Below are 25961 nucleotides of genomic sequence, written 5' to 3'. Positions count from 1 at the left end.
TTCCCGGAGGAGGAAGGCATGAAAGGTATCATTCTGGCGGGCGGCTCCGGCACCCGTTTGCATCCTATCACGCGCGGCGTGTCGAAACAGCTGCTCCCCATTTACGATAAGCCGATGATTTATTATCCGTTATCGGTGCTCATGCTGGCAGGTATTCGTGAGATCCTGATTATCACTACGCCGGAAGATAAAGGGTATTTTCAGCGTCTGTTAGGCGACGGTTCTGAATTTGGCATTCATTTGCAGTATGCCGAACAACCGAGTCCGGATGGTCTGGCGCAGGCATTTATCATCGGTGAGACGTTCCTTAACGGCGAACCTTCCTGCCTGGTGTTAGGCGACAATATCTTCTTCGGTCAAGGGTTCAGCCCTAAATTGCGCCATGTCGCAGCACGTACCGAAGGGGCGACCGTGTTTGGCTATCAGGTGATGGATCCAGAACGGTTTGGCGTGGTGGAGTTTGATGATCATTTCCGCGCCATCTCGTTAGAAGAGAAACCGAAGCAGCCTAAATCTAACTGGGCGGTGACCGGACTCTATTTCTACGACAGCAAGGTGGTGGAGTACGCAAAGCGCGTGAAACCGTCTGAACGCGGCGAACTGGAGATCACGTCTATCAATCAGATGTACCTTGACGCAGGCAATCTGACCGTTGAGCTGCTGGGGCGCGGTTTTGCCTGGCTTGATACGGGAACGCATGACAGTCTGATTGAGGCGAGCACCTTTGTGCAGACGGTTGAAAAGCGTCAGGGATTCAAAATTGCCTGTCTGGAAGAGATTGCCTGGCGCAATGGCTGGCTGGATGATGACGGTGTGAAACGTGCCGCCAGCGCGCTGGCGAAAACGGGCTACGGCCAATATTTACTGGAGCTGCTTCGTGCACGTCCACGCCAGTATTGAGCCGCTGGGCTGGGAAAACCACTTCTTTGGCGTCAACAGCGCCATTGTCCGACTGGATCCGGCGGCACCGTTATTGACCGCAGACGCCTTGCAGCCCTGGTCACGGGTACAGGCTAAAATTCCGGCGGCTGATACCGCCGGGCTGGATGCCCTGCAACAACTGGGTTTCGCACTGGTGGAAGGAGAAGTGGATCTTGCCGTCAGCGTCGGGGAAATGGGTGGGCAAACTGGCGCAGAAATTGCACAACTGACGGACATCCCGGCGTTGCGCCAGCTCGCGGCGGCGGCTTTTGCGCAAAGTCGCTTTCGCACGCCGTGGTATGCGGCTGACGCTAGCGCCCGCTTTTATGCGCAGTGGATTGAAAACGCGGTGCGCGGCACGTTTGATCATCAATGTCTGGTTCTTCGCACCTCAAACGGGGATATTCGCGGCTATGTCTCGCTGCGTGAACTGGATGAGCGCGAGGCGCGAATCGGCTTGCTCGCCGGGCGTGGCGCTGGGGAAGAGCTGATGCAGGCGGCGATTGGCTGGGCGCAGGCGCGCGGCAAAACAACATTGCGGGTGGCGACCCAGATGGGCAACACCGCCGCGCTTAAACGTTATATACAAAGCGGTGCGAATGTAGAAAGCACTGCGTACTGGTTATACAGGTGACAACATGATTCCGTTTAACGCACCGCCGGTGGTGGGAACCGAACTCGACTATATGCAGTCCGCGATGGGCAGCGGCAAACTGTGCGGCGATGGCGGCTTTACCCGCCGTTGCCAGCAGTGGCTGGAGCAGCGTTTTGGTAGCGCGAAGGTGCTGCTGACGCCTTCCTGTACCGCCTCACTGGAGATGGCGGCACTGCTGCTGGATATCCAGCCGGGTGATGAAGTGATCATGCCGAGTTACACCTTCGTGTCGACCGCGAATGCCTTTGTGCTGCGCGGCGCTAAAATCATCTTTGTGGATATCCGCCCGGATACCATGAACATCGACGAAACACGCATTGAAGCGGCGATCACCGAAAAAACACGGGCGATCGTGCCTGTGCATTATGCGGGCGTGGCCTGTGAGATGGACGCCATCATGGCGCTGGCGGATAAGTACAACCTGTTTGTGGTAGAAGACGCCGCGCAGGGGGTGATGTCGACTTACAAAGGTCGGGCGCTGGGAACGATTGGCCACATCGGCTGCTTCAGTTTCCATGAAACCAAAAACTACACCGCCGGTGGCGAAGGCGGCGCAACGCTGATTAACGATCGTCACCTGATCGAGCGTGCGGAAATCATTCGTGAAAAAGGCACTAACCGCAGCCAGTTCTTCCGTGGACAGGTCGACAAATATACCTGGCGCGATATCGGTTCCAGCTATTTGATGTCCGATCTACAGGCCGCTTATCTCTGGGCGCAACTGGAAGCGGCGGACCGCATTAATCAGCAACGTCTGGCGTTGTGGCAGACCTACTACGATGCCCTCGCACCGCTGGCGCGTGCGGGCAGAATTGAATTGCCATCCATTCCGGATGACTGCAAACAGAACGCCCATATGTTTTATATCAAGCTGCGCGACATTGACGATCGTAGCGCGCTGATTAACTTCCTGAAAGAAGCCGAGATTATGGCGGTGTTCCACTACATTCCGCTGCATGACTGCCCGGCTGGCGACAAGTTTGGTGAATTCTCCGGTGAGGACCGTTACACCACCAAAGAGAGCGAACGTCTGCTGCGCCTGCCACTGTTCTATAACCTGTCGGCAGTGAATCAGCGCACGGTGATCACGACATTGCTGAACTATTTCGCCTGATATGTCGCTTGCGAAAGCGTCCTTGTGGACGGCGGCCAGCACGCTGGTCAAAATTGGCGCGGGGTTACTGGTCGTTAAGCTGCTGGCGGTGTCATTCGGCCCGGCTGGCGTCGGGCAAGCGGGAAATTTCCGTCAGATGGTCACCGTGCTCGGTGTCCTGGCAGGGGCCGGGATTTTCAACGGCGTCACCAAATACGTTGCGCAGTCTCACGATAACCCCGAACAACTGCGGCGGGTGGTCGGGACATCCTCGGCCATGGTGCTGGGTTTTTCGACGCTGCTGGCGTTGGTGTTTCTGCTCGCGGCGGCACCGATTAGCCAGGGACTGTTTGGACATACTCAGTATCAGGGGTTAGTGCGCTTAGTGGCGCTGGTGCAGATGGGAATTGCCTGGGCCAACCTGCTGCTGGCGTTGATGAAAGGATTTCGCGATGCGGCCGGGAATGCGCTGTCACTGATTGTTGGCAGTCTGGTGGGCGTTGTCGCCTATTATGGCTGTTACCGGCTGGGCGGCTATGAAGGCGCGCTGCTCGGCCTGGCGCTGGTGCCCGCACTGGTGGTGATCCCGGCAGCAGCCATGCTGATGAAGCGCGGGATGATCCCGCTGCACTATCTGCGGCCATCCTGGGACAAGGGACTGGCGGGTCAGCTCAGCAAGTTTACCCTGATGGCGCTGATCACCTCCGTTACGCTGCCGGTGGCGTATGTGATGATGCGAAACCTGCTGGCGGCGCATTACAGTTGGGATGACGTCGGGATCTGGCAAGGGGTGAGCAGTATCTCGGATGCTTACCTACAATTTATTACCGCCTCGTTCAGCGTCTATCTGTTGCCGACACTGTCGCGCCTTACCGAAAAGCGGGACATCACACGGGAAGTGGTGAAGTCGCTGAAGTTTGTTCTGCCTGCGGTGGCTGCCGCGAGTTTCACCGTCTGGCTGTTGCGTGATTTTGCTATCTGGCTGCTGTTCTCTGAGAAATTCACCGCCATGCGCGATCTGTTTGCCTGGCAGTTGGTCGGAGATGTGCTGAAAGTCGGGGCATATGTCTTCGGTTATCTGGTGATCGCCAAAGCGTCACTGCGGTTTTATATTTTGGCTGAAATCAGCCAGTTCATTTTATTGACGGCATTTTCGCACTGGCTGATCCCGGCACATGGCGCGCTGGGTGCGGCACAGGCCTATATGGCCACGTATGTCGTCTATTTCTCTCTGTGTTGTTGCGTATTTATACTCTGGCGTAGGCGGGCATGACTGTACTGATTCACGTACTGGGATCGGATATCCCTCACCATAATCAAACCGTGCTGCGGTTTTTCAACGATACGCTGGCATCGACCAGCGAGCATGCCCGTGTCTTTATGGTCGCCGGTCAGGATACCGGGCTGACGGAAAGTTGCCCGGCGCTCTCCATCCGTTTCTACAGCGGTAAAAAATCGCTGGCGGAAGCGGTGATAGCGCAAGCCAAAGCGAACAGACAGCAGCGCTTCTTCTTCCACGGTCAGTTTAATACGGCGCTGTGGCTGGCGTTACTGAGCGGCGGAATTAAACCCGGTCAGTTTTACTGGCACATCTGGGGCGCGGATCTATATGAAGTCTCCAGTGGGCTGAAATTCAAACTGTTTTATCCGCTTCGCCGTCTGGCGCAAAGCCGTGTTGGGGGCGTTTTTGCCACCCGTGGCGATCTGAACTATTTCGCCCAACAGCATCCGCGCGTGCCAGGGGAACTGCTCTATTTCCCGACGCGAATGGATCCCTCGCTCAACAATATGGTGAACGATCGCCAACGCCGCGGAAAAATGACCATTCTGGTGGGTAACTCTGGCGATCGCAGCAACGAACATATTGCCGCGCTGCGGGCGGTGCATCAGCAGTTTGGCGATACGGTAAATGTGATTGTCCCGATGGGCTATCCGGCGCATAACGAGGCGTATATTGCGGACGTCCGTCAGGCGGGGCTGAAACTGTTCAGCGCAGATAACCTGCAGATCCTCAGCGACAAACTGGCGTTCGACGACTATCTGGCGCTGCTTCGCCAGTGCGATCTTGGGTACTTTATTTTTGCCCGTCAGCAGGGGATTGGCACTTTATGCTTGCTGATTCAGGCTGGCGTGCCGTGTGTGTTGAACCGCGAGAATCCCTTCTGGCAGGACATGGTGGAACAGCATCTTCCGGTGCTGTTTACGAGCGATGCGCTGAACGAACAGGTGGTGCGCGAGGCGCAGCGCCAGCTGGCGTCAGTGGATAAAAATACCATTACCTTCTTTAGCCCGAACTATTTGCAGCCCTGGCATCACGCGTTGCAGGTTGCAGCAGGGGAGGCGCTATGAGTCTGATGCAGTTCAGCGGCCTGTTTGTCGTCTGGCTCCTCTCCACGTTGTTTATCGCCACGCTAACCTGGTTTGAATTCCGCCGCGTGCGCTTTAATTTCAACGTGTTTTTCTCGCTGCTGTTTTTGCTGACCTTCTTTTTTGGCTTTCCGCTGACCAGCGTGCTGGCGTTCCGCTTTGACGTCGCCGTCGCACCGCCGGAAATTCTGCTACAGGCGCTGCTTTCCGCCGCCTGTTTCTACGCGATCTACTATGTGACCTATAAGACCCGCTTACGCAAACAGGTTGCGGACGCGCCGCACACACCGCTGTTCACGATGAATCGGGTGGAAACCCATCTCACCTGGATGATTCTGATGGGGATTGCGCTGATCAGCGTGGGCATCTTCTTCATGCATAACGGCTTTTTGCTGTTCCGCCTGCAGTCGTATAGCCAGATTTTCTCCAGCGAAGTTTCCGGCGTGGCGTTAAAACGCTTCTTTTACTTTTTCATCCCGGCAATGCTGGTGGTCTATTTCCTGCGCCAGGACAGCAAAGCGTGGCTGTTCTTCCTGGTCAGCACCGTCGCATTTGGCCTGTTGACGTATATGATTGTCGGCGGCACGCGCGCCAATATCATCATTGCCTTCGCCATCTTCCTGTTTATCGGCATTATTCGCGGCTGGATCTCGCTGTGGATGCTGGCGGCGGCAGGCGTGCTGGGGATTGTCGGTATGTTCTGGCTGGCGCTGAAGCGTTACGGGCTGAATGTTAGCGGCGACGAGGCGTTCTACACGTTTCTCTACCTCACCCGCGACACGTTTTCCCCGTGGGAGAACCTGGCGTTGCTGCTGCAAAACTACGACAAAATCGACTTCCAGGGGCTAGCGCCAATTGCCCGTGATTTCTACGTCTTTATTCCTTCCTGGCTGTGGCCGGGGCGGCCGAGCGTGGTGCTGAATACGGCGAACTACTTTACGTGGGAAGTGTTGAACAACCATTCCGGTTTGGCGATCTCGCCAACGCTGATTGGTTCGCTGGTGGTGATGGGCGGTGCGCTGTTTATCCCACTGGGCGCGGTTGTGGTGGGGTTGATCATCAAATGGTTCGACTGGCTGTACGAGCTGGGCAATCGTGAGACCAACCGCTACAAGGCCGCGATTTTGCATAGTTTTTGCTTTGGCGCGATTTTCAATATGATCGTGCTGGCGCGAGAAGGACTGGACTCGTTTGTCTCGCGTGTTGTTTTTTTCCTGGTGGTTTTTGGTGCCTGTTTGCTGGTGGCAAAACTTCTGTTCTGGCTGTTTGACCAGGCCGGACTGATTCATAAACGTTTGCGAGCCCTGCCAGACAAACGGGTTGAAGGATAGCAATGACTGATAATACAACGGCACCGATTTACGATCTGCGCGGACTCCAGCTGATTGGCTGGCGTGATATGCACCATGCGATGGATTATCTCTATGCTGGCGGCCAGCTTAAGCAAGGTACGCTGGTGGCAATTAACGCAGAAAAGGTCCTGACGGCGGAAGATAACCCGGAAGTTCGTACCCTGATTGAGGCGGCTGAGTATAAATATGCTGACGGGATCAGCGTCGTGCGATCAATACGCAAAAAATTTCCGCATGCCCAGGTTTCTCGCGTGGCGGGTGCCGATCTCTGGGAAGCGTTGATGGCCCGTGCGGGCGAGGAAGGCACGCCGGTATTCCTGGTTGGCGGAAAGCCGGAAGTGCTGGCGCAAACGCAAGCGAAACTGCGCACCCAATGGAATGTGAACATTGTCGGCAGCCAGGACGGCTATTTTACGCCGGAGCAGCGCCCTGCGCTGTTTGAGCAAATCCATGCCAGTGGGGCGAAAATCGTTACCGTGGCGATGGGATCGCCGAAACAGGAAATTTTTATGCGCGATTGCCGTCAGGTGCATCCGCATGCGCTCTATATGGGCGTCGGCGGTACCTATGACGTTTTCACCGGTCATGTAAAACGCGCGCCGAAAGTGTGGCAGAATCTGGGGCTGGAGTGGCTGTATCGGCTGCTGTCGCAGCCGAGCCGCATTACCCGTCAGCTCCGTTTACTGCGTTACCTGCGCTGGCACTACAGCGGAAATATCTAAAACCCCTTTCTCATGCGGGTAGCGCATTCTGCTTCATGCGCTACCTCGCTGCCGCATTTTTGCTCCGTTATTACCTGAAACATGCATTTTTTTAATGCTTCGTTTGCCATTTTGCCAAATTTGCGAAAACATGCGCCCCCAGCGATGTACCCATAACAATAACCGGCGATGCCGGAAAGCATGTAAACACGACAAGAGGATTTATGGCAGAGAAAAAAACTGAGCTACAGCGTGGGCTGGAGGCTCGTCATATCGAATTGATTGCCCTCGGGGCACCATTGGCGTCGGCCTGTTTATGGGGGCGGCAAGCACCCTGAAGTGGGCAGGACCCTCGGTACTGCTGGCATATATTGTCGCCGGCCTGTTCGTCTTTTTCATTATGCGTTCAATGGGCGAGATGCTGTTCCTGGAGCCGGTTGCCGGTTCTTTCGCCGTTTACGCTCACCGCTACATGAGCCCGTTCTTCGGTTATCTCACCGCGTGGTCATACTGGTTTATGTGGATGGCGGTCGGTATTTCGGAGATCACCGCGATCGGCGTCTATGTTCAGTTCTGGTTTCCGGAGATGCCGCAATGGATACCCGCGCTGATTGCCGTTGGACTGGTGGCGCTGGCAAACCTGGCGGCCGTTCGTCTGTATGGCGAAATCGAGTTCTGGTTTGCGATGATTAAAGTCACCACCATCATCGTGATGATTGTGGTGGGTCTGGGCGTGATTTTCTTCGGTCTCGGCAACGGTGGTCAGCCGATTGGCTTTGGTAACCTGACCGGGCACGGCGGTTTCTTTGCCGGTGGCTGGAAAGGCTTCCTCACCGCATTGTGTATTGTGGTCGCCTCTTATCAGGGCGTGGAGCTGATCGGGATTACGGCGGGCGAAGCCAAAAACCCGCAGGTCACGCTGCGTAGCGCGGTAGGTAAAGTGCTGTGGCGTATTCTGATCTTCTACGTGGGCGCGATTTTCGTGATCGTCACTATCTTCCCGTGGAACGAAATTGGCAGCAACGGCAGTCCGTTCGTCCTGACCTTTGCCAAAATTGGTATCACTACCGCGGCGGCGATTATCAACTTTGTTGTGCTGACCGCCGCGCTATCTGGCTGTAACAGCGGAATGTACAGCTGTGGACGTATGCTCTATGCGCTGGCGAAGAACCGTCAACTGCCGGCGGCGATGGCGAAAGTCTCCCGTCACGGCGTTCCGGTGGCGGGTGTCGCGCTGTCGATTGTGATCCTGCTGGTCGGTTCGTGCCTGAACTACATCATTCCTAATCCGCAGCGCGTCTTCGTCTATGTTTATAGTGCGAGTGTGCTGCCGGGGATGGTGCCGTGGTTTGTGATCCTGATTAGCCAGCTGCGTTTTCGTCGGGCGCATAAAGCGGCGATGGCCAGCCATCCGTTCCGTTCGATTCTGTTTCCCTGGGCAAACTATTTGACGATGGCTTTCCTGGTTTGCGTACTGATCGGCATGTACTTTAATGAAGATACCCGTATGTCGCTGTTTGTCGGCATCATCTTCCTGCTCGCCGTGACGGCTGTTTACAAGGTTTTTGGCCTCAACCGTCAGGGGATCGCCCAGAAAACGGGGGAATAAGCGACAAAACGCGCAAAGCGTAACCAAACGCGCATTTTATTTAAAAAGGCACTAGACAGCGGGGTGTGAAGTCCGTATTATCCACCCCCGCAACGGCGCTAAGCGCCCGTAGCTCAGCTGGATAGAGCGCTGCCCTCCGGAGGCAGAGGTCTCAGGTTCGAATCCTGTCGGGCGCACCATTCACCCGGTGCTGGAGCTGCGGTGGTTTCGATACCGCGTAAATAGATTTGTAGTGGTGGCTATAGCTCAGTTGGTAGAGCCCTGGATTGTGATTCCAGTTGTCGTGGGTTCGAATCCCATTAGCCACCCCATTATTAAAAGTTGTGAAATGCGAAGGTGGCGGAATTGGTAGACGCGCTAGCTTCAGGTGTTAGTGTCCTTACGGACGTGGGGGTTCAAGTCCCCCCCCTCGCACCACGACTTAAAGAGTTGAACTAAAAATTCAAAAAAGCAGTACATCGGCGAGTAGCGCAGCTTGGTAGCGCAACTGGTTTGGGACCAGTGGGTCGGAGGTTCGAATCCTCTCTCGCCGACCAATTTTGAACCCCGCTTCGGCGGGGTTTTTCTTTTTCTACACCACTCTCTTTCTTCTTCTTTGACCCTGTTGCTTCCCTGAGACAATCCTGTTTGCCATTGTCGCCATTTGGTGACGATTAACATTCTGATATTTCAAAACTTTCGCGTATCGGACGAGATCTGTCTCTGCTGAGCGACAATGTGGTGTATTCCCGGTGGGCAGAAAAAGGGAAAATTGCCGACAACCCGCGCCAGTACAGGGATAGTGAAATACCGTAATCCCTATTTTTAGCGGTGCAATCCTGGCACGCAATGTGCAATAATAGACGGGTAGATGCTCATTCCATCTCTTATGCTCGCCATAGTGCCTCATAAACTCAGGAATGATGCAGAGCCGTTTACGGTGCTTATCGTCCACAGACAGATGTCGCTTCGGCCTCATCAAACACCATGGACATAACGTTGAGTGAAGCACCCATTTATGTTGTCATACAGACCTGTTTAACGCCTGCTCTTTTAGAGCAGGCGTTTTTTTATGAATGCACGTCATCCTTCAGGTTGCCTCTTTGTTGGCTACGCTGGCTTGCCCCGGTCACTGACTTATGTAAGCTTCCGGGGATCCTCAGACTGGCCGCCTCGATGCATCCTGAATGATTTTGTGTCTTTGATTAATGCCCGGAGCGCGTAGCGCCACCGGGCATCAGGGCGTTACTGCGGGGGCGTGTTCTGTAACGTCAGCATCAGGCCGTCACGGCGCATGGTGGCCGCTTCTTCCGGTTGATGCAGGCGGTCGAGCGCGTCGGCAAGCCAGGCATAATCGTACGCGTCCGGGCGCTGCTTCAGCGCTGCGCGGAAGGCAACGGTCGCTTCCTGCCATTCGCCGTGCTTCATCAGCGACTGACCCAGCGTGCTCCACAGCAGCGGGCGATCGCCAACGGTCTTGATCTGCTGACGCAGGACTTTCTCCAGCTGTTCCGGGTTATTGGTTTTCAGCCGCGGAATCGGCAGCACCAGGCGATCGTCATACTGACGCTTCAGACCGTCGATAATGATTTGCTGCGCCATGTCGTGATCGTCGCATTCAATCAGATGTTCGGCCATGGCCACCTGCAGGGCAACCTGATGGCGGGTTTTGCGGCTCTGGTTTTTCCACCACTCACGTAGACCATCGCTGCCCTGATCGGCGCGTGCCTGATCCATCAGACCAATCCACGCCTGCTGTTCCAGCATCGCACGATGCTCTTCATCACCGACGTTCGCTTTCGCCATTGACGGGATGATATCCAGCAGCGAGCTCCAGGCTCCGGTGCGAATGTAGGCCTGTTCCGCCAGACGCAATACTTCCGGATGACGCGGCGTCATCTCCAGCAATTTATCCACGCCGTGGCGCGCAGCATGATTCTCATTGCGCGCCAGTTGCAGGCGGACACGCGCAATCTCAACCGGGATTGTGTCGTTGCCCGCGAGTTCTGTCGCACGTTCCAGATGTTGGTTCGCGCGCGCTTCGTCACCACGCTGTTGCGCTGCTTCAGCGGCGAGCAGGTAGTTCACTACCGGCTGTTCAGCATGATCGGCATTTTTCGCCATCAGCTTCTCAACCTGCTGATAGTCTCCTTCCGCCAGTTTCAACAGCGCCTGTTCGGTCTGTTTGCGGGCGCGACGACGTTTGCGACCCACAAACCAGCCGCGCGTATGTGCGCCGGTACGGAAGAGGCGACGCAGCAGCCATTCGATGGCAAACAGTACCACCATCGCAAGGATCAGGATGATGACCAGCCCGGTCACGCTGGTTTCAATGTTGTACGTGTCGGTCTGGATCAGGACGTAACCCTGATGACCGGCAATCATTGGGCCGATCACGATACCCGCGATCAGCAGCACAAAGAGCAACAATACTTTTAGCATCATTATTCTCCTTGCGGCGCGGCTGCCGGGGTTTCTGCCTGCGGTGCTTCAGGCGCAGGTGTCGCTTCAGATGGCGCGGCACCCGGTTGTGCCAGCAGGTTACGCACACGGGTTTGCATCAATTTTTCGAGGATCGCCTGGCTTTGTAGCGTTTCCGGTACGTCCATCGTGATGCTCTGCTGACTCAGCTTGTCCACTTCTTCAAGGAAGGCTTTTGTCGTGGCGTCGTCGGTATCGTAGTAAGCACGTACCCAGGTGGAGACGTTATCCAGCGCCTGGCGATAGGTCTCTTCCTGATGACGCGGTACCGCCTGGGCGGCAACCAGCAGACGAGAGCGGATGTTTTCCCGTAGATAAACATCCTGATTCGGCGCTAACAGCGGAACCGCGGTGTCATCGCGGCGGCGGATGGTGATAAAGCTGTCCATAAAATTCTGCCAGCTTTTTTGCAGATTGACGCGCCATTCGCTGATTGAACTGGAAAGCTCAGGGCTGTCGGCGTCCATTGGCGAACCGTCGCTGTCGTTATCCGCCAGACGCAGGTTATCGATCTGATTAGAAAGCTGATTAATTTTCAGGATGATGCCGTCGTAATCCACCTGAGCGACAGAGGAAAGACTGGCGATATCATCGGTGATTGCCCGGCGTGCGGTAATCAGGCTGGGATCGTTCATGTCCGCGAGGCTGGCATCTGCGCTCTTCAGCAGCGCGGCTGCTGTCGTCACATCCTGATCGCTCCACAGCTTACGTCCGGCCAGCTTGACCAGAAAATCGGCCTGTGCGAGCAGCCACGTTTTGGCATCGCTGCCGGAGATAGTGGCGACTTTCTGTTGGACTTCATCCAGCTGTTTCGCCAGTTCCGTTTGCTGACGGTTGGCTTGCTCCAGCTGCGCCGCCTGCTGTTTAATGACGCCTTCCAGCTCCGCCTTTTGGCTTTCCTGCGCTTTTTGCAGCGCGGTCAGTTGAGTAGCCAGCGCATCGCTGGTGGCGGTCTGCGTGGTCGCCTGTTGTTTTCCCCAGCCATAGAGCCCAACACCGGCTGCCAGCGCGATGGCGATTGCCACCGCACTCAGGATCAGCGCAGTGCCGTTTTTACTCTTTTTTTCTGCAGTAGCTGGCTGTGGCTGAGTCTCCACGGCCTCCCTGGTCTCTTCAACCACGGCGGAGGATTTTTCTTGTTCCGTCATTATGGCTTCCCATTATGAGAGTTATTGTAATGCGCGCAGTAGCGCATCGTTGTCGGCGTTATCAGCGACCTTAATATCTTGCCAGCCCAGTTCCCGGGCGAGGTGCGCCAGACGCTCGCTGACGACAATAAGCCGACAGCGTAGTAACCAGTTTTCGCGATACCACTGCGGGATCAGCGCGTTAAGCTGTTGCAGCATTTCCCCGCTGGTGACCACTATCGTTGTCACGCCGCGCGACTGCCAGCGCATCGCTTCTTGTGCCCCATCGTAATGTTTAGCACTACGTTGATAACATTCATAAAACGTGACATCCGCTCCGCGTGCCGCCAGGGTTTCGCCTAACAGCTCCCGACCGCCGTTGCCGCGTAAGATCAGCGCACGTTTGCCCGCAATATTTTGTAATTCAGGTAATTGTAGCAAGACTTCGCTGATTTCCCGATCCAGCGGATAGCGAATGTCGTATCCGCTGACGGTATGCAGCGCCAGGGCGGTCGTGCGACCAATAGCAAAATAGCGCGCGGCGGCGGGCCACTTCAGCCCTTCGCGTTCCAGTTGCGCATGGGCAAAAGAGACCGCGTGCTGTGACAGCACAAAGAGCAGATCGTTATCAGTGATCGTCGAAAACACCCCGGCCAGTCGCGATAAATCCTGCCCCGGGGTAAATTCGATGAGCGGAAAACTCCAGGCCTCCTGCCCCAGTGTGCGCAGACGGCTCACTAACTCTTCCCCTGCGGGAGACGGGCGGGTGACCAGGATACTCATGCGGGGGATTCTCCGTTATAAACTTCGGTCAGAATCGCGCGCGCGCCGTTATCCAGCAGCTCTTCGGCCAGCGAAATGCCCATCTGCTCCGCCTGATCGGGCGAGCCACGGCGTTCTCCGCGTACCATTTGTGAACCGTCTGGCGAACCGACCAGCGCGCGTAGCCAAATCTCACCATCAATGATTTCAGCATAGCTGCCAATTGGCACCTGACAGCTCCCTTCCAGGCGGGTGTTCATGGCGCGCTCGGCTTTGACGCGAAGTGCGGTGATTTCATCATTCAGCGGCGCCAGCAGCGCCTGAGTCCGGCTATCGTCGAGGCGGCATTCGATGCCAACCGCGCCTTGCCCTACGGCAGGCAGCGACACTTCTGGCGGTAGCGCTGTGCGGATACGCGATTCCAGCCCTAAACGTTTTAAACCGGCAACGGCCAGGATAATGGCGTCGTAGTCGCCGTTATCCAGCTTACTCAGGCGGGTGCCTACATTGCCGCGCAGTGAACGAATGACGAGATCCGGACGGCGTTCTGCCAGCTGACACTGGCGGCGCAAACTGGAAGTGCCCACGATGCTGCCGGCAGGCAGTTCATCAAGGGTGTTATAAGTGTTCGAGACAAAGGCGTCGCGCGGATCTTCGCGTTCACAGATAGTGACCAGTCCCAGGCCTTCCGGGAATTCAACCGGTACATCTTTCATTGAGTGCACCGCGATGTCGGCGCGTTTTTCGAGTAGCGCAACTTCCAGCTCTTTTACGAACAGGCCTTTGCCGCCTACTTTCGCCAGTGGGGTATCAAGAATGACATCACCACGCGTCACCATAGGCACCAGCTCCACGACCAGGCCGGGATGGCTCGCCATCAGAGCGTCTTTGACATAATGTGCCTGCCAGAGCGCAAGGGGGCTTTGGCGTGTGGCAATTCTTAAAACATTGTCTAACATGCTTGTTACCGTCATTATCGTCCGTGGTTCATCCTAACATCCTTACAAGTGGGATGTCAGTGTTACGGTCAAAGGTAAGTCAAGGATAAGACGCTGTGTTGCGGCTGGCAGTATTTAATGACGAGAAACCGTCCGGGCGTACTTCAGAATTTACGCGAAGCGATTGGTGCTACACTTGTCTGTAGCGCATCTTTCTTTACGGTCAATGAGCAAGGTGTTAAATTGATCACGTTTTAGGCCATTTTTTCGACTGAACGCACAAAAAAAAGGTCGTAAAAGGTAACGGTTATTTTTGTCATTTGGTTTATCCCGAATGGTGAAGATTGTTGGTAAGCGGATCGCGCTGCGACAATCGACAGCATGACGGGTAGCAACATCAGGCGATACGTCTTGTACCTCTATATTGAGACTCTGAAACAGAGACTGGATGCCATTAATCAACTGCGTGTGGATCGCGCGCTTGCTGCCATGGGCCCTGCTTTCCAGCAGGTGTACAGTCTTCTGCCGACATTATTGCACTATCACCATCCGCTGATGCCGGGATACCTCGATGGTAACGTTCCCAGAGGCATTTGCTTCTACACGCCTGATGAAACCCAACGCCACTATCTGAACGAACTGGAACTGTATCGCGGTCTGGCACCGCAGGATCCGCCAAAAGGTGAACTGCCGATCACTGGTGTGTATTCCATGGGCAGCACCTCCTCTGTCGGACAAAGCTGTTCGTCGGATCTTGATATCTGGGTGTGCCACCAGTCCTGGCTCGACAGTGAAGAACGACAACTGCTGCAGCGTAAATGCAGCCTGCTGGAAAGCTGGGCCGCCTCGCTGGGGGTGGAAGTTAGCTTTTTCCTGATTGATGAAAACCGTTTCCGCCATAATGAAAGCGGCAGTCTGGGGGGCGAAGACTGTGGCTCGACGCAGCATATCCTGCTGCTGGATGAATTCTACCGCACCGCGGTGCGTCTCGCCGGTAAGCGTATTCTGTGGAATATGGTGCCGTGCGATGAAGAAGAGCATTACGACGACTACGTCATGACGCTCTACGCTCAGGGTGTACTCACGCCAAACGAATGGCTGGACCTGGGCGGATTAAGCTCGCTCTCCGCCGAAGAGTACTTTGGCGCCAGCCTCTGGCAGCTGTATAAAAGTATCGATTCACCGTACAAAGCGGTGCTGAAAACGCTGCTGCTGGAAGCCTACTCCTGGGAATACCCCAATCCGCGCCTGTTGGCGAAAGACATTAAACAGCGCCTGCATGACGGCGAGATCGTCTCGTTTGGTCTTGACCCGTACTGCATGATGCTGGAACGCGTGACTGAATACCTCACGGCGATTGAAGATCCGACGCGCCTGGATTTAGTGCGCCGATGTTTCTACTTAAAAGTTTGCGAAAAACTGAGCCGTGAACGCGCCTGCGTTGGCTGGCGTCGTGAAGTGCTCAGTCAGCTAGTGAGCGAGTGGGGATGGGACGAAAATCGTCTGGCCATGCTCGACAACCGGGCGAACTGGAAGATTGATCAGGTGCGTGAAGCGCACAACGAACTGCTCGATGCCATGATGCAGAGCTACCGTAATCTGATCCGTTTTGCGCGCCGCAATAATCTCAGCGTCAGCGCCAGTCCGCAGGATATTGGCGTTCTGACCCGTAAGCTGTACGCCGCGTTTGAAGCGTTACCTGGTAAAGTCACGCTGGTGAACCCGCAGATTTCGCCGGACCTCTCTGAACCGAACTTAACCTTTATCCACGTTCCGCCGGGCCGCGCCAACCGTTCAGGCTGGTATCTCTACAACCGTGCGCCAAACATGGATTCCATCATCAGCCATCAGCCGCTGGAATATAACCGCTATCTGAATAAGCTGGTGGCCTGGGCGTGGTTTAACGGTCTGCTGACGTCACGCACGCATCTGTTTATTAAGGGCAACGGTATTGTCGATCTGCCGAAGTTGCAGGAGATGGTGGCCGATGTGTCGCACCACTTCCCGCTGCGTTTGCCTGCGCCGACGCCGAAAGCGCTCTACAGCCCGTGTGAAATTCGTCATCTGGCGATCATCGTTAACCTCGAATATGACCCGACGGCGGCATTCCGCAATCAGGTGGTTCATTTTGACTTCCGTAAGCTGGATGTTTTCAGCTTTGGCGAAGAGCAAAATTGCCTGGTGGGCAGCGTAGACCTGCTGTATCGCAACTCGTGGAATGAAGTGCGTACGCTGCATTTCAACGGCGAACAGGCGATGATTGAAGCGTTGAAAACGATTCTGGGCAAAATGCACCAGGACGCCGCGCCGCCGGACAGCGTGGAAGTGTTCTGCTACAGCCAGCATCTGCGTGGTTTGATTCGTACCCGCGTGCAGCAACTGGTTTCAGAGTGCATCGAGCTGCGTCTTTCCAGTACCCGTCAGGAGACAGGGCGCTTTAAGGCACTGCGCGTTTCCGGTCAGACATGGGGCCTGTTCTTTGAACGCCTGAATGTGTCGGTACAGAAGCTGGAAAATGCTATTGAGTTCTACGGCGCAATCTCGCATAACAAATTGCACGGCCTGTCTGTTCAGGTGGAAACCAATCAGGTGAAACTGCCGTCGGTCGTGGATGGTTTCGCCAGCGAAGGGATCATTCAGTTCTTCTTTGAAGAGACGGGTGATGAGAAGGGCTTTAACATCTACATTCTGGACGAGAGTAACCGGGCGGAAGTGTATCATCACTGCGAAGGCAGCAAAGAAGAGCTGGTGCGCGACGTCAGCCGTTTCTACTCCTCGTCGCACGACCGCTTTACCTACGGCTCCAGCTTCATCAACTTCAACCTGCCGCAGTTCTATCAGATTGTGAACACGGAAGGGCGCGCACAGGTGATCCCGTTCCGCGCACAATCACTCGGCAACGTTCCGCCAGCCAATCAGGATAACGACACGCCGCAGCTGCAGCAGTATTTCTCGTAATGGTTTTGCCGGATGGTATCCGGCAAATAAGCCTTAACGAAAGCTGACTTCTTCGCCCGCCTGATGCGTTGCCGCCTGTTCCAGCAGATCCCAGAAGGTTTCCCCGCTCCGGTCGCAAACCCATTCGTCGCCTTTCAGGTCAAAATGGTAGCCGCCCTGTTTGGTCGCCAGCCACACCTGGTGTAGCGGTTCCTGACGGTTAATAATGATTTTGCTGCCGTTTTCAAAGCTAATGGTCAGTACGCCGCCATTGATTTCACAGTCGATATCGCTGTCGCCATCCCAGTCGTCAAGACGCTCTTCGATGGTCATCCACAGGGTATCGGCCAGGCGATGAAATTCACTGTCGTTCATTGTCGTTTCCCGTTTTTTCGTGATGGCGGCAGTATAACCTGAAACAAATCGCGTTGCAGATTACAGGCAAACTCTTGCTTTTACGCCTTCTCCTGCGATGATAGAAAACAGAAAGTATGAACTTACAGGCAATCCATAATGAAAAACGTGTTTCAGGCACTCGCTGTTCTTCTCACTCTGTTCAGCCTGACGGGTTGTGGCCTTAAAGGGCCGCTCTATTTCCCTCCGGCTGATAAAAATGCACCGCCGCCGACTAAACCGGTTGATCCACAAACGCAATCCACCACGCCCGATCAAAACGATCGCGCCACGGGAGATGGGCCTTCCCAGGTGAACTACTGACGGTGTGTTTCTGTACCCGCGTGAACGGAGTGAATAATGCAATTCTCTAAAATGCATGGCCTTGGCAACGATTTTATGGTCGTCGACGCGGTAACGCAGAATATCTTTTTTTCGCCAGAATTGATCCGTCGCTTATCTGACAGGCATCTGGGGGTGGGGTTTGATCAACTGCTGGTGGTTGAACCTCCGTACGATCCTGAGCTGGATTTTCATTACCGCATTTTTAATGCCGACGGCAGTGAAGTGTCGCAGTGTGGTAACGGCGCGCGCTGTTTTGCCCGTTTTGTGCGCCTCAAAGGGTTAACCAACAAACGTGATATTCGCGTCAGTACGGCGAATGGGCGGATGGTGTTGAGCGTGACGGACGATGAGCTGGTGCGCGTCAACATGGGCGAACCCAATTTTGAGCCATCGCAGGTGCCTTTTCGCGCTAACAAAGCGGAAAAGACCTATATTATACGAGCGGCAGAACAGACAATATTGTGCGGTGTAGTTTCAATGGGAAATCCGCACTGCGTGATTCAGGTCGACGATGTTGACACGGCGGCCGTGGAAACGCTGGGACCGGTTCTGGAAAGTCACGAACGTTTTCCTGAACGGGCCAATATCGGCTTTATGCAGGTCGTGAAACGCGAGCATATTCGCTTACGCGTTTATGAGCGCGGCGCGGGAGAGACACAGGCCTGTGGGAGCGGCGCATGCGCGGCCGTCGCCGTCGGCATTCAACAAGGTTTGCTGGCGGAAGAGGTTCGCGTGGAATTACCGGGCGGTCGCCTTGATATCGCCTGGAAAGGTCCGGGTCATCCGTTATACATGACTGGCCCGGCGGCACATGTCTATGACGGGTTTATCCATCTATGAAGCAACCAGGGGAAGAACTACAGGAAACGCTTACGGAACTCGATGACCGGGCGGTCGTCGACTATCTGCAGAAAAATCCTGAGTTTTTTATCCGCAATGCGCATGCCGTGGAAGCGATGCGGGTGCCGCACCCGGTGCGGGGCACCGTCTCACTCGTTGAGTGGCACATGGCCCGCGCACGCAATCACATCAACGTCCTTGAAGAAAATATGTCGCTGTTGATGGCGCAGGCGAATGCCAACGAAAGCCTGTTTTATCGCCTGCTGCATTTGCAGGGACGTCTGGTTGCCGCGACCAGCCTGGACGATATGCTGATGCGTTTTCATCGCTGGGCGCGTGAACTGGGCCTTGCCGGTGCAACGGTGCGTCTGTTTCCCGATCGCTGGCGTCTCGGCGCGCCGTCGAGCTATACCCATCTGGCGTTAAGCCGTCAGGCCTTCGAACCGCTGCGTATTCAGCGGCTGGGGCAGGAACAGCACTATCTGGGCACCTTAAACGGTCCGGAATTGCTGGTGGTGCTGCCGGAGGCGAAGGCGATTGGTTCGGTGGCGATGTCGATGCTGGGACGCGATGGCGATTTGGGCGTCATTCTGTTCAGCAGCCGCGACATACATCACTATCAGGCAGGCCAGGGAACGCAACTCCTGCATGAAATCGCGCTGATGATGCCGGATCTGCTGGAGCGCTGGATTGAACGCGTATGACGGACTTCACCACCGATGTCACCCGATTTCTGCGCTATCTGGGCGTAGAACGCCAGCTTAGCCCCATCACGCTGAAAAACTATCAGCGTCAGCTTGATGCCATCATCGCCTTAGCCGGAGAAACCGGACTGCAAAGTTGGCAGCAATGTGACGCTGCAATGGTGCGCAGTTTCGGGGTGCGCAGTCGCCGTAAAGGGCTTGGCCCTGCGAGTCTCGCGCTACGTCTTTCTGCACTGCGTAGCTTCTTCGACTGGATGGTCAGCGAAGGCAAGCTGAAAGCCAATCCGGCGAAAGGGGTACAGGCGCCCAAGGCGCCGCGCCATTTGCCGAAAAATATCGACGTTGATGATGTCAACCGTCTGCTGGATATCGACCTTAACGATCCGCTCGCCGTGCGTGACCGCGCGATGCTGGAGGTGATGTACGGTGCGGGTCTGCGTTTGTCGGAGCTGGTGGGGCTGGACATCAAACATCTGGATCTCGACACCGGTGAGGTGTGGGTGATGGGGAAAGGCAGCAAAGAGCGTCGCCTGCCCATTGGTCGCAATGCAGTGGCGTGGATTGAGCACTGGCTGGATCTGCGCGGGTTGTTTGGCAGTGAGGAAGACGCGCTGTTCCTGTCGAAGCTGGGCAACCGTATTTCCGCGCGCAACGTGCAAAAGCGTTTTGCCGAGTGGGGCATTAAGCAGGGATTAAACAGCCATGTGCATCCGCATAAGCTGCGTCACTCGTTTGCCACGCATATGCTGGAATCGAGCGGTGACCTGCGAGGTGTACAGGAACTGCTGGGACACGCCAACCTCTCAACCACGCAAATCTATACTCATCTTGATTTTCAACACCTGGCCTCGGTGTACGATGCGGCGCATCCGCGCGCCAAACGGGGGAAATAATGCGTTTTTACCGGTCTCCAGGACCCATCTCGGCGATCACTTTCGATCTCGATGACACCCTTTACGATAACCGCCCGGTTATCCAGCGCACCGAACAGGAAGCGCTCGCCTTTATGCAAAACTACCATCCGGCGCTACGCACGCTGCAAAATGCTGATCTGCAACGCCTGCGTCAGGCGGTACGGGAAGCGGAGCCGGAAATTTATCACGATGTCACCCGCTGGCGTCATCGCGCCGTTGAGCGTGCCATGCTAAACGCCGGGCTTTCTGCAGAGGAAGCGATTACGGGGGCGAATGCCGCGATGATGAACTTTGCGAAGTGGCGCAGTCGGGTCGATGTCCCGCAAGAGACGCACGACACGCTGAAAGCGTTAGCGAGAAAGTGGCCGCTGGTGGCGATTACCAACGGCAACGCGCAGCCGGAACTGTTCGGCCTCGGCGACTATTTCGAATTTGTGCTGCGGGCCGGTCCGGACGGACGCTCAAAGCCGTTCAGTGATATGTACTTCCTGGCGGCGGAAAAGCTGAATGTGCCGATCGGCGAGATCCTGCACGTGGGCGACGATCTGACGACCGACGTTGCCGGGGCGATCCGTAGCGGGTTGCAGGCTTGCTGGATTAAACCGGAAAATGCCGACTTGATGCACACCTTTGACAGCCGCTTACTGCCACATATTGAGATTTCACAGTTGGCATCTCTGACCTCGCTGATATAATCACCAACAGTTCTGTATAAATACACAGCTTTTTGGCGGATGGCGCGACGCTCATCCGCCCTACCTCTTTTAATGCGGCGGTGCCAATGGACGTTTCTTATCTGCTCGACAGCCTCAATGATAAACAGCGCGAAGCGGTGGCCGCGCCACGTAGCAACATGCTGGTTCTCGCGGGGGCAGGGAGTGGTAAGACACGCGTACTGGTGCACCGTATCGCCTGGCTGCTGACGGTAGAAAATAACTCGCCGTACTCGATTATGGCGGTGACCTTTACCAATAAAGCGGCGGCGGAGATGCGTCACCGTATCGGCCAGATTATGGGCACCAGCCAGGGCGGCATGTGGGTCGGCACCTTCCACGGTCTGGCGCACCGACTGCTGCGCGCACATCACATGGATGCGAATTTGCCGCAGGACTTCCAGATCCTCGACAGCGAAGACCAGTTGCGTCTGCTCAAGCGTCTGATCAAGGCGATGAACCTCGACGAGAAGCAGTGGCCGGCGCGTCAGGCGATGTGGTACATCAACGGACAGAAAGACGAAGGTCTGCGCCCGCATCATATTCAGAGTTTCGGTAACCCGATTGAGCAGACCTGGCAGAAGGTATATCAGGCCTATCAGGAAGCGTGCGATCGTGCGGGGCTGGTGGATTTTGCCGAACTGCTGCTGCGCGCGCATGAGCTGTGGCTCAACAAACCGCATATTCTTCAGCACTACCGCGAACGTTTTACCAATATCCTGGTGGACGAATTCCAGGATACCAACAACATCCAGTATGCCTGGATCCGTCTGCTGGCTGGCGATACCGGCAAAGTGATGATCGTGGGCGATGACGACCAGTCGATCTACGGCTGGCGCGGTGCGCAGGTAGAGAACATCCAGCGCTTCCTGAACGACTTCCCCGGCGCGCAAACCATCCGTCTTGAGCAGAACTACCGTTCAACCAGCAATATCCTCAGCGCTGCGAACGCCCTGATCGAGAACAACAATGGGCGTCTGGGTAAAAAGCTGTGGACCGATGGCGTAGAAGGCGAGCCCATTTCACTCTACTGCGCGTTTAACGAGCTGGATGAAGCGCGCTTTGTCGTCAATCGGATCAAAACCTGGCAGGATAACGGTGGCGCGCTGGAGCAGTGCGCCATTCTCTACCGCAGTAACGCCCAGTCGCGTGTGCTGGAAGAGGCGCTGCTACAGGCCAGTATGCCGTACCGTATTTACGGCGGCATGCGCTTCTTCGAGCGTCAGGAAATCAAAGATGCGCTCTCTTATCTGCGTCTGATTGCGAACCGGAATGATGACGCCGCCTTTGAACGCGTGGTGAATACCCCGACGCGCGGGATTGGCGATCGGACGCTGGACGTGGTGCGCCAGACGTCACGCGATCGTCAGCTCACGCTGTGGCAGGCGTGCCGTGAACTGTTGCAGGAAAAAGCGCTGGCCGGTCGTGCCGCCAGTGCGCTGCAACGCTTTATGGAACTCATTGACGCGCTGGCGCAGGAAACCGTCGATATGCCGCTGCACGTGCAGACTGACCGGGTGATTAAAGATTCCGGCCTGCGCATGATGTACGAGCAGGAGAAAGGCGAGAAAGGCCAGACTCGCATTGAGAACTTAGAGGAACTGGTGACGGCGACGCGCCAGTTCAGCTACAACGACGAAGACGAAGATCTAATGCCGTTGCAGGCATTTCTCTCCCATGCAGCGCTGGAAGCGGGCGAAGGGCAGGCGGATACCTGGCAGGATGCGGTACAGCTTATGACGCTGCACTCGGCGAAAGGGCTGGAGTTCCCGCAGGTGTTTATCGTCGGGATGGAAGAGGGGATGTTCCCCAGCCAGATGTCGCTGGATGAGGGCGGACGCCTTGAAGAGGAGCGTCGTCTGGCCTACGTCGGCGTGACCCGTGCGATGCAGAAACTGACCCTAACCTATGCCGAAACGCGTCGGTTGTATGGCAAAGAAGTGTATCACCGTCCGTCGCGCTTCATCGGTGAGTTGCCGGAAGCGTGCGTTGAAGAGGTCCGTCTGCGCGCAACGATCAGCCGTCCGGTGAGCCATCAGCGGATGGGGACGCCGATGGCGGAGAATGACACCGGTTACAAGCTGGGCCAGCGTGTGCGTCATGCCAAGTTCGGCGAGGGCACCATTGTGAATCTGGAGGGCAGCGGCGAACACAGCCGGTTGCAGGTGGCTTTCCAGGGACAGGGAATTAAATGGCTCGTTGCCGCGTACGCGAAGTTGGAAACGGTCTAACTTATAGATAAATATCACTTTAATTTCCCTCTCTGCTAACCTTTCTGCATAAGGGGAAATTATTACTTTTTCGCGTTTCGTTGCGTGTTGACGGCAAATTTTTGCTGGCGTAACATGCGCGCACGATTACGCTAAGAGGACATTCGCCTTGGACACACCCAGTAGATACTGGCTCATTATCCTGTCATCCAGGATCAACTCCTAAGGCTATCCCTTTTTGCTGATAGCCTTAGCGGTTGTCAGCGACCTTCTCTATTTTCCCGTCGCGCTGAGTCAGGCTGTTTAATGGTCTGAAACCCAATTTGTTTCTGTGTGCCCACCGAACTGTCCGATATTTTTAAGCATTGGGAGTCCCGGTCATGCTGAGCGCATTTCAACTGGAAAATAACCGACTCACCCGGCTGGAAGTCGAAGAGTCACAAACCCTGATTGATGCCGTCTGGGTCGACCTGGTCGAGCCCGACGACGACGAGCGACTGCGCGTACAATCTGAGCTGGGCCAGAGCCTGGCGACCCGTCCTGAACTGGAAGACATCGAAGCATCCGCCCGTTTCTTCGAAGACGAAGACGGTCTGCACATCCACTCCTTTTTCTTCTTCGAAGATGCGGAAGACCACGCGGGTAACTCCACCGTGGCATTCACCATCCGCGATGGCCGCCTGTTTACCCTGCGTGAACGTGAGCTGCCCGCGTTTCGTTTGTACCGTATGCGCGCCCGCAGCCAGGCCATGGTTGACGGTAACGCCTATGAACTGCTGCTGGATCTGTTCGAAACCAAAATCGAACAGTTGGCGGATGAAATCGAAAACATCTACAGCGATCTGGAAGAGCTGAGTCGGGTGATTATGGAAGGGCACCAGGGCGATGAGTACGATGAAGCACTCTCGACGCTGGCGGAACTGGAAGATATCGGCTGGAAAGTTCGCCTGTGTCTGATGGATACCCAGCGTGCGCTGAACTTCCTGGTCCGTAAGGCGCGTTTACCGGGCGGACAACTGGAACAGGCGCGCGAGATCCTGCGAGATATCGAATCCCTGCTGCCGCACAATGAATCCCTGTTCCAGAAAGTGAACTTCCTGATGCAGGCGGCGATGGGCTTTATCAACATCGAGCAGAACCGCATCATCAAGATCTTCTCGGTGGTCTCCGTGGTCTTCCTGCCGCCGACGCTGGTGGCATCCAGCTATGGGATGAACTTTGAGTTTATGCCTGAACTGAAGTGGAGCTTTGGTTACCCGGGCGCGATTATCTTTATGCTGCTCGCCGGTCTGGCGCCGTATCTGTACTTTAAACGGAAGAACTGGCTGTAATTGTCATGCCGGATGGCGCTTCGCTTATCCGGCCTACAAAAAGTACATCATCGTAGGCCGGATAAGGCACAGCCGCCATCCGGTAATCCCCTAACTCCGACGTCCCCGTCTCTGGGTATAAATCGCATCCGTCACGAAGATCGCCAATGCGACCCAGATAAAGGCGAATGTCACCATTTTATCCGACCCCGGCACTTCGCCGTAGAACGTCACGGCCAGCAGGAACATCAGCGTAGGGCCGATGTATTGGAAGAAGCCCAGCGTGGAAAGGCGCAGGCGCGTCGCCGCACCGGTAAAGCACAGCAGCGGAACCGTGGTCACCACCCCGGCGGCAATCAGCAGCAGGTTGAGCGACATCGGGTTCTGCCCCATATGGCTGGTTGAGCTGTCGGCGATACCGAACAGGTAGATTGCGGCAACGGGCAACAGCCACAGGGTCTCCACTAACATCCCGGTTTGCGCTTCAACGGCAATTTTCTTGCGTACCAGACCGTAAAACGCAAAGCTGAACGCCAGTCCCAGTGCGATGATTGGCAATGAACCGAAGGTCCAGAGCTGCACCAGAACGCCACAGGTCGCCAGTATTACCGCCAGCCACTGCATCCGACGGAAGCGTTCGCCGAGGAAAAGCATTCCCAGCACAATGTTCACCAGTGGGTTGATAAAGTAACCCAGGCTGGCTTCCAGCATATGGTGGTTGTTTACCGCCCAGATAAACAACAGCCAGTTGCCCCCCACGAGTACCGCCGAGAGCGCTAACAGGAAGATCTTTTTCGGTGTTTTCAGCAGCGCTTTCACGCTCGACCACTGCCGGCTGATGCTGATCAGCGCCACCATAAAGAAAAACGACCAGATCACGCGATGGGTCAGGATTTCATCTGCGGGGACGTAATAAATTAGCTTGAAGTACGCCGGAGCGATCCCCCAAATAAAATAGGCGGCAAGCGCGAGTAACACGCCCAGCCGCGTTTGTTTTGCATCCATCGGGAAAACTCATGTCTGAAGTGTAACAACAGTTTACCTGTTTTTACCCCACCATATAAGTGGCGGTGGCGCTGGCAATATAAAGCTGCTCTTCGTTGTGTAATTCCACGCGCGCGACGGCGACTTTATTCCCGGCGCGCAGCAGACTGCTGGTGGCGGTAAAGCGATTGCCCCGACCCGGACGCAGGTAGTCTACGCGCAGATCGATGGTCCCCATGCGGGACAGCCGCTGGCGCAGTTCGTCTTCACTGATGGTTTCATGGCGCGTCAGAGTACTGCCGACACACACCAGCCCGGCAGCCACATCCAGAGCAGAGGCAATTACCCCGCCATGCAGGATGCTCTGCGCCCAGTTTCCAACCATCATCGGCTGATTATTAAACGCCAGTTGGGCAAACTCTTTCTCATAGCGTTCCAGTTCCAGCCCCAGCGCCCGGTTGAACGGCATGTGGTAGACAAACATCTCGCCCACGAGCTTCAGGGCTTGCTCAGCAGTCAGTACGGCAGACATACGGTTCCAACACTCCATTAGTTAATGAAATGTTGATGTTATGCTTCTTAAATGTTGTTTTCCACTTTAAGACGGGATAACTAACGAGGATGTG

At 55.6% G+C, this 25961-nt stretch carries 23 protein-coding genes, 4 tRNA genes and 1 pseudogene; 21 read left to right on the top strand and 7 right to left on the bottom strand.

What is annotated here, in order from left to right; genetic code table 11:
• Positions 1 to 18: 18 nt before the first annotated feature.
• The 12 genes and pseudogenes from rfbA to WM46_RS19165 all read left to right on the top strand — a co-directional run bounded on the left by rfbA (position 19) and on the right by WM46_RS19165 (position 9234).
• Positions 19 to 900: a glucose-1-phosphate thymidylyltransferase RfbA gene (gene rfbA, locus WM46_RS19225; protein WP_061075781.1), complete on the top strand. Its 882-nt coding sequence runs from the start codon at positions 19 to 21 to the stop codon at positions 898 to 900.
• The gene (rffC, locus tag WM46_RS19220; protein ID WP_102603058.1) at positions 878 to 1555 is read left to right on the top strand and encodes a dTDP-4-amino-4,6-dideoxy-D-galactose acyltransferase; all 678 of its coding nucleotides are present in this window, start codon (positions 878 to 880) and stop codon (positions 1553 to 1555) included. The genes rfbA and rffC overlap by 23 nt, the downstream gene beginning before the upstream one ends.
• Positions 1556 to 1559: 4 nt before the next feature.
• Entirely contained in the window at positions 1560 to 2690 is a 1131-nt protein-coding gene (gene rffA / locus WM46_RS19215) for a dTDP-4-amino-4,6-dideoxygalactose transaminase (RefSeq protein WP_061075779.1), read from the top strand.
• Position 2691: 1 nt separating this feature from the next.
• Positions 2692 to 3942, top strand: a complete 1251-nt coding sequence (gene wzxE / locus WM46_RS19210) for a lipid III flippase WzxE (RefSeq protein WP_102603057.1) — start codon at positions 2692 to 2694, stop codon at positions 3940 to 3942.
• Positions 3939 to 5018 (top strand): TDP-N-acetylfucosamine:lipid II N-acetylfucosaminyltransferase, encoded by a 1080-nt coding sequence (locus WM46_RS19205; protein ID WP_102603056.1) that lies wholly within the window; start codon positions 3939 to 3941, stop codon positions 5016 to 5018. The genes wzxE and WM46_RS19205 overlap by 4 nt, the downstream gene beginning before the upstream one ends.
• Complete coding sequence (gene wzyE, locus WM46_RS19200) at positions 5015 to 6367, top strand: ECA oligosaccharide polymerase (RefSeq protein ID WP_102603055.1); 1353 nt, start codon at positions 5015 to 5017, stop codon at positions 6365 to 6367. Before WM46_RS19205 ends, wzyE begins: the two co-directional genes overlap by 4 nt.
• Positions 6368 to 6369: 2 nt before the next feature.
• On the top strand, positions 6370 to 7110 hold the full coding sequence (gene wecG / locus WM46_RS19195) for a lipopolysaccharide N-acetylmannosaminouronosyltransferase (RefSeq protein WP_102603054.1): 741 nt from the start codon (positions 6370 to 6372) through the stop codon (positions 7108 to 7110).
• A 203-nt stretch (positions 7111 to 7313) separates the two neighbouring features.
• Positions 7314 to 8698 (top strand): annotated as a pseudogene (thrP, locus tag WM46_RS19185) (bifunctional threonine/serine APC transporter ThrP).
• Between the two features lie 102 nt (positions 8699 to 8800).
• Positions 8801 to 8877: transfer RNA gene (locus WM46_RS19180), tRNA-Arg, on the top strand.
• A gap of 56 nt (positions 8878 to 8933) precedes the next feature.
• Positions 8934 to 9009 (top strand) — tRNA-His (locus WM46_RS19175).
• Positions 9010 to 9028: 19 nt separating this feature from the next.
• Positions 9029 to 9115: transfer RNA gene (locus WM46_RS19170), tRNA-Leu, on the top strand.
• Positions 9116 to 9157: 42 nt separating this feature from the next.
• Positions 9158 to 9234 (top strand) — tRNA-Pro (locus WM46_RS19165).
• A 688-nt stretch (positions 9235 to 9922) separates the two neighbouring features.
• Here the strand turns inward: WM46_RS19165 and hemY are convergent.
• The 4 genes from hemY to hemC are packed head-to-tail and all read right to left on the bottom strand — an operon-like array spanning position 9923 to position 14006.
• A complete protein-coding gene (gene hemY, locus WM46_RS19155) occupies positions 9923 to 11119 on the bottom strand; it encodes a protoheme IX biogenesis protein HemY (RefSeq protein ID WP_102603051.1) in 1197 nt (398 codons plus the stop codon).
• 2 nt (positions 11120 to 11121) lie between these two features.
• Positions 11122 to 12306, bottom strand: coding sequence for a uroporphyrinogen-III C-methyltransferase (hemX, locus tag WM46_RS19150; protein WP_061075771.1), 1185 nt, complete (start codon positions 12304 to 12306; stop codon positions 11122 to 11124).
• A gap of 21 nt (positions 12307 to 12327) precedes the next feature.
• Positions 12328 to 13068: a uroporphyrinogen-III synthase gene (gene hemD, locus WM46_RS19145; protein ID WP_102603050.1), complete on the bottom strand. Its 741-nt coding sequence runs from the start codon at positions 13066 to 13068 to the stop codon at positions 12328 to 12330.
• Entirely contained in the window at positions 13065 to 14006 is a 942-nt protein-coding gene (hemC, locus tag WM46_RS19140) for a hydroxymethylbilane synthase (RefSeq protein ID WP_102603049.1), read from the bottom strand. The genes hemD and hemC overlap by 4 nt, the downstream gene beginning before the upstream one ends.
• A 390-nt stretch (positions 14007 to 14396) precedes the next feature.
• Between hemC and cyaA the strand changes: the two genes are divergently transcribed.
• On the top strand, positions 14397 to 16943 hold the full coding sequence (cyaA, locus tag WM46_RS19130) for a class I adenylate cyclase (protein ID WP_061075768.1): 2547 nt from the start codon (positions 14397 to 14399) through the stop codon (positions 16941 to 16943).
• Between the two features lie 33 nt (positions 16944 to 16976).
• On the opposite strand, the gene cyaY is transcribed toward cyaA, so the two are convergent.
• Entirely contained in the window at positions 16977 to 17297 is a 321-nt protein-coding gene (gene cyaY, locus WM46_RS19125; RefSeq protein WP_042998806.1) for an iron donor protein CyaY, read from the bottom strand.
• 138 nt (positions 17298 to 17435) lie between these two features.
• Between cyaY and lptM the strand changes: the two genes are divergently transcribed.
• From lptM to corA, 8 genes are all read left to right on the top strand, one after another.
• Complete coding sequence (lptM, locus tag WM46_RS19120) at positions 17436 to 17639, top strand: LPS translocon maturation chaperone LptM (protein WP_061075767.1); 204 nt, start codon at positions 17436 to 17438, stop codon at positions 17637 to 17639.
• Between the two features lie 36 nt (positions 17640 to 17675).
• A complete protein-coding gene (gene dapF, locus WM46_RS19115) occupies positions 17676 to 18500 on the top strand; it encodes a diaminopimelate epimerase (protein WP_102603048.1) in 825 nt (274 codons plus the stop codon).
• Positions 18497 to 19204: a DUF484 domain-containing protein gene (locus WM46_RS19110; RefSeq protein WP_102603047.1), complete on the top strand. Its 708-nt coding sequence runs from the start codon at positions 18497 to 18499 to the stop codon at positions 19202 to 19204. Before dapF ends, WM46_RS19110 begins: the two co-directional genes overlap by 4 nt.
• Complete coding sequence (xerC, locus tag WM46_RS19105) at positions 19201 to 20097, top strand: tyrosine recombinase XerC (protein ID WP_102603046.1); 897 nt, start codon at positions 19201 to 19203, stop codon at positions 20095 to 20097. Before WM46_RS19110 ends, xerC begins: the two co-directional genes overlap by 4 nt.
• On the top strand, positions 20097 to 20813 hold the full coding sequence (yigB, locus tag WM46_RS19100; RefSeq protein ID WP_061075763.1) for a 5-amino-6-(5-phospho-D-ribitylamino)uracil phosphatase YigB: 717 nt from the start codon (positions 20097 to 20099) through the stop codon (positions 20811 to 20813). Before xerC ends, yigB begins: the two co-directional genes overlap by 1 nt.
• An 86-nt stretch (positions 20814 to 20899) precedes the next feature.
• The gene (gene uvrD / locus WM46_RS19095; RefSeq protein WP_102603045.1) at positions 20900 to 23062 is read left to right on the top strand and encodes a DNA helicase II; all 2163 of its coding nucleotides are present in this window, start codon (positions 20900 to 20902) and stop codon (positions 23060 to 23062) included.
• Positions 23063 to 23210: 148 nt separating this feature from the next.
• The gene (gene ysgD, locus WM46_RS26515; RefSeq protein ID WP_212723238.1) at positions 23211 to 23267 is read left to right on the top strand and encodes a YsgD/CorL family protein; all 57 of its coding nucleotides are present in this window, start codon (positions 23211 to 23213) and stop codon (positions 23265 to 23267) included.
• 154 nt (positions 23268 to 23421) lie between these two features.
• On the top strand, positions 23422 to 24372 hold the full coding sequence (corA, locus tag WM46_RS19090; protein WP_042326126.1) for a magnesium/cobalt transporter CorA: 951 nt from the start codon (positions 23422 to 23424) through the stop codon (positions 24370 to 24372).
• Between the two features lie 90 nt (positions 24373 to 24462).
• Here corA and rarD read toward each other — a convergent pair whose 3' ends face one another.
• Both rarD and yigI read right to left on the bottom strand, forming a co-directional pair.
• The gene (rarD, locus tag WM46_RS19085) at positions 24463 to 25356 is read right to left on the bottom strand and encodes an EamA family transporter RarD (RefSeq protein ID WP_061075762.1); all 894 of its coding nucleotides are present in this window, start codon (positions 25354 to 25356) and stop codon (positions 24463 to 24465) included.
• Positions 25357 to 25399: 43 nt separating this feature from the next.
• The gene (yigI, locus tag WM46_RS19080; protein WP_042292767.1) at positions 25400 to 25867 is read right to left on the bottom strand and encodes an acyl-CoA thioesterase YigI; all 468 of its coding nucleotides are present in this window, start codon (positions 25865 to 25867) and stop codon (positions 25400 to 25402) included.
• Between the last annotated feature and the right edge of the window lie 94 nt (positions 25868 to 25961).

Origin of the sequence: Citrobacter freundii complex sp. CFNIH2, assembly GCF_002880615.1 — a bacterium.
GTDB classification, from domain to species: Bacteria; Pseudomonadota; Gammaproteobacteria; order Enterobacterales; family Enterobacteriaceae; genus Citrobacter_A; species Citrobacter_A amalonaticus_F.
Note: the sequence above shows the minus strand (reverse complement) of the source record. Positions and strands in the feature narration are given on the sequence as shown.

Excerpts from the sequence above, each read along its gene's own strand:
- WM46_RS19110 (WP_102603047.1), top strand. The coding sequence starts at position 18,497 with ATGAAGCAACCAGGGGAAGAACTACAGGAAACGCTTACGGAACTCGAT.
- uvrD (WP_102603045.1), top strand. The coding sequence starts at position 20,900 with ATGGACGTTTCTTATCTGCTCGACAGCCTCAATGATAAACAGCGCGAA.
- xerC (WP_102603046.1), top strand. The coding sequence starts at position 19,201 with ATGACGGACTTCACCACCGATGTCACCCGATTTCTGCGCTATCTGGGC.
- rfbA (WP_061075781.1), top strand. The coding sequence starts at position 19 with ATGAAAGGTATCATTCTGGCGGGCGGCTCCGGCACCCGTTTGCATCCT.
- yigI (WP_042292767.1), bottom strand. The coding sequence starts at position 25,867 with ATGTCTGCCGTACTGACTGCTGAGCAAGCCCTGAAGCTCGTGGGCGAG.
- cyaY (WP_042998806.1), bottom strand. The coding sequence starts at position 17,297 with ATGAACGACAGTGAATTTCATCGCCTGGCCGATACCCTGTGGATGACC.
- rarD (WP_061075762.1), bottom strand. The coding sequence starts at position 25,356 with ATGGATGCAAAACAAACGCGGCTGGGCGTGTTACTCGCGCTTGCCGCC.
- hemX (WP_061075771.1), bottom strand. The coding sequence starts at position 12,306 with ATGACGGAACAAGAAAAATCCTCCGCCGTGGTTGAAGAGACCAGGGAG.
- rffA (WP_061075779.1), top strand. The coding sequence starts at position 1,560 with ATGATTCCGTTTAACGCACCGCCGGTGGTGGGAACCGAACTCGACTAT.
- wzyE (WP_102603055.1), top strand. The coding sequence starts at position 5,015 with ATGAGTCTGATGCAGTTCAGCGGCCTGTTTGTCGTCTGGCTCCTCTCC.
- corA (WP_042326126.1), top strand. The coding sequence starts at position 23,422 with ATGCTGAGCGCATTTCAACTGGAAAATAACCGACTCACCCGGCTGGAA.
- lptM (WP_061075767.1), top strand. The coding sequence starts at position 17,436 with ATGAAAAACGTGTTTCAGGCACTCGCTGTTCTTCTCACTCTGTTCAGC.
- hemD (WP_102603050.1), bottom strand. The coding sequence starts at position 13,068 with ATGAGTATCCTGGTCACCCGCCCGTCTCCCGCAGGGGAAGAGTTAGTG.
- dapF (WP_102603048.1), top strand. The coding sequence starts at position 17,676 with ATGCAATTCTCTAAAATGCATGGCCTTGGCAACGATTTTATGGTCGTC.
- hemY (WP_102603051.1), bottom strand. The coding sequence starts at position 11,119 with ATGCTAAAAGTATTGTTGCTCTTTGTGCTGCTGATCGCGGGTATCGTG.
- wzxE (WP_102603057.1), top strand. The coding sequence starts at position 2,692 with ATGTCGCTTGCGAAAGCGTCCTTGTGGACGGCGGCCAGCACGCTGGTC.
- wecG (WP_102603054.1), top strand. The coding sequence starts at position 6,370 with ATGACTGATAATACAACGGCACCGATTTACGATCTGCGCGGACTCCAG.
- yigB (WP_061075763.1), top strand. The coding sequence starts at position 20,097 with ATGCGTTTTTACCGGTCTCCAGGACCCATCTCGGCGATCACTTTCGAT.
- WM46_RS19205 (WP_102603056.1), top strand. The coding sequence starts at position 3,939 with ATGACTGTACTGATTCACGTACTGGGATCGGATATCCCTCACCATAAT.
- hemC (WP_102603049.1), bottom strand. The coding sequence starts at position 14,006 with ATGTTAGACAATGTTTTAAGAATTGCCACACGCCAAAGCCCCCTTGCG.